This is a genomic window from Polaribacter sp. 20A6 (genome assembly GCF_011378915.1).
In the GTDB taxonomy this organism is placed as follows: domain Bacteria; phylum Bacteroidota; class Bacteroidia; order Flavobacteriales; family Flavobacteriaceae; genus Polaribacter; species Polaribacter sejongensis.
Window position 1 is genome coordinate 1 of the sequence record NZ_WTPZ01000022.1, and the last position, 2,126, is coordinate 2,126.

At 27.5% G+C, this 2,126-nt stretch carries 3 protein-coding genes; all 3 read left to right on the plus strand.

The features are described 5' to 3' along the window. The first annotated feature begins 94 nt into the window (after positions 1 to 94). The 3 genes from GQS57_RS18160 (at position 95) to GQS57_RS18170 (ending at position 2,051) form a co-directional block, all read left to right on the plus strand. Entirely contained in the window at positions 95 to 718 is a 624-nt protein-coding gene (locus GQS57_RS18160; protein ID WP_165734390.1) for a hypothetical protein, read from the plus strand. Positions 719 to 909: 191 nt separating this feature from the next. Continuing rightward, complete coding sequence (locus GQS57_RS18165; protein WP_165734391.1) at positions 910 to 1,179, plus strand: hypothetical protein; 270 nt, start codon at positions 910 to 912, stop codon at positions 1,177 to 1,179. A gap of 170 nt (positions 1,180 to 1,349) precedes the next feature. Continuing rightward, the gene (locus GQS57_RS18170; RefSeq protein ID WP_165734392.1) at positions 1,350 to 2,051 is read left to right on the plus strand and encodes a DUF4145 domain-containing protein; all 702 of its coding nucleotides are present in this window, start codon (positions 1,350 to 1,352) and stop codon (positions 2,049 to 2,051) included. The last annotated feature ends 75 nt before the right edge of the window (positions 2,052 to 2,126 follow it).

The following is a 2,126-nucleotide window of genomic DNA, read 5'->3' on the forward strand; positions in this document are numbered from 1 at the left end:
TTAATCACTTCAATTTTCCTGCGGAAAATAGCCGTTCATAAAAATCGCAACTTTCATTACACAACAACGTTGTGGTGCATATAAAAATGAAAATTTGAACATTAAAGGAACATTTCTGATTTTACTGATTCTGACAATAGTTGGATGTAAAAATTATGACAAAAAAGAAAATTTACTTGTTCAAAAAGAATTTGGAAAATGGAGAAAGGACAATGATAGTTTGAGTGTTGAATTAAATCTTAAAAAGTTCAATAATTGGAATGAATTAATAGAACGAGCTGAAAGAATCGCCTGCAATGATAGTGTTCCAAAAATTACTTTAAAAAACGGAAAAGCATCAAAAATAATATATTTCCAAAATCCTTGTTGGGAAAAATTTGCTTGTATTCTAACAAAAGAAAAGAATGTAATAGTAATTAACAATAATAAAATTATTAAAAATTCTGGAAAATCTTATCCTTTAGACAGTTTGAAAACAATTTTAAAGAAAGATTATTACAATTTCGGAAAAAACCCGAGTTTAAGCGATAACCCTGAAAAATTATTAATACAAATTTCGTACGAAAAAAATGAATTCAAAAATTTTGAGAAAACATTAAAAAAATTAATTGAAACTTTCGAAGAAATTACAAAAAAAAGAAATATAAATATTTGGCTTAATGAAAGAATTGAAATTATATCAATAACAAAACCACCACCTCCAATTCCGTTATATTAAGAAAAATTGAATAAAAATACGCACCACAACACCGTATAAACTTTATTGCTGGTTTTGGCTCACTTGGGAAATTCCTCCGGAATTTCGCCGTTCGTACTTTATTTACTAAATTCACTGCTTAAACTACGCAACAAAGCTTATACAACAACGTTGTGCTTAATTTAAACCAAATCGAAATAAAACTAAAAAAAATGACAAAACAAGAACTTCTAAAATATGCTGAATTAACTTGGAATTCTATTAAACCTATAGAAAAATATGATAAAAATAAATCTACTGAATTAGAAGGATTAAAACAAATCGAGATTTTCGGAAAAGAAGTTTCTGAAAAAGAAAAATCAATAAGTCAAGCATTGCAAAATTTTATAACAATAAATAATATATCACAAGCTGAAGAGAAAGAAATTTCAGAATCAATTACAAATTTATTTACTTCATTTATAAAATCTAATTTAAAATAACACCAAAGATTTAACTTAAAATATTAAAAACAACATTGAAAAATATTTTTTGGAAAATCTAATAAACGAATTTCAAATAGATTACTGAGTTAAATAATTTAAAAAGTAATAGACAAAACTTTAAATCATTTTACAGAGTATAAAAACCGCTACGAAACAAAATAAAAATTATGGAACCTTTTAAATGGCAATGTCCGCACTGCAACCATCATACGACTATTACAAATTCAAATTTCAAAGATAATGAGTTTGGCTTATCGATAAATAATGCCGATGGTTCAAAGTTACTTTATTCATACTATATTGTATGTCCCAATAGTGATTGTAACAAATATACATTAGATGCTATTTTATTAGATACTACATATGAATTGAGAGGTCAAAGCTATAAACATTATGACCAAAAAGAAAAAAAACGATGGAGATTAATTCCTAATTCTTTTGCTAAAGTATTCCCGAAGTATGTACCAACAGCCATAATTCAAGATTACGAAGAAGCTTGTTCTATTATTTCAGAAAGCCCTAAAGCTTCAGCTACTCTATCAAGAAGATGTCTTCAAGGAATGATTAGAGATTATTGGAAAGTAAAAGGAAATAGTCTATTCAAAGAAATTGAAAGTATTAAGGATAAAATAGACCCTTTGACTTGGCAATCCATTGACGCTACAAGAAAGATTGGAAATATTGGTGCTCATATGGAAAAGGATATCAATTTAATAATTGAAGTAGAACCTAATGAAGCTCAAGCTCTAATTAATCTAATTGAAGTTCTTATCAAAGATTGGTATATAAATAGGCACGAAAGACAAATAATGCTTGAGGAAATAGTTAACGTAGGAAAAACAAAAACTGAGTTAAAAAAGAAAAACTAAGCACAACACCGTATATAATTTATTGCTGGCTTCTCGCCTACTTACGAAAGTCCTCGCGGACTTTCTTGGTCGGTA

Excerpts from the sequence above, each read along its gene's own strand:
- GQS57_RS18165 (WP_165734391.1), top strand. The coding sequence starts at position 910 with ATGACAAAACAAGAACTTCTAAAATATGCTGAATTAACTTGGAATTCT.
- GQS57_RS18170 (WP_165734392.1), top strand. The coding sequence starts at position 1,350 with ATGGAACCTTTTAAATGGCAATGTCCGCACTGCAACCATCATACGACT.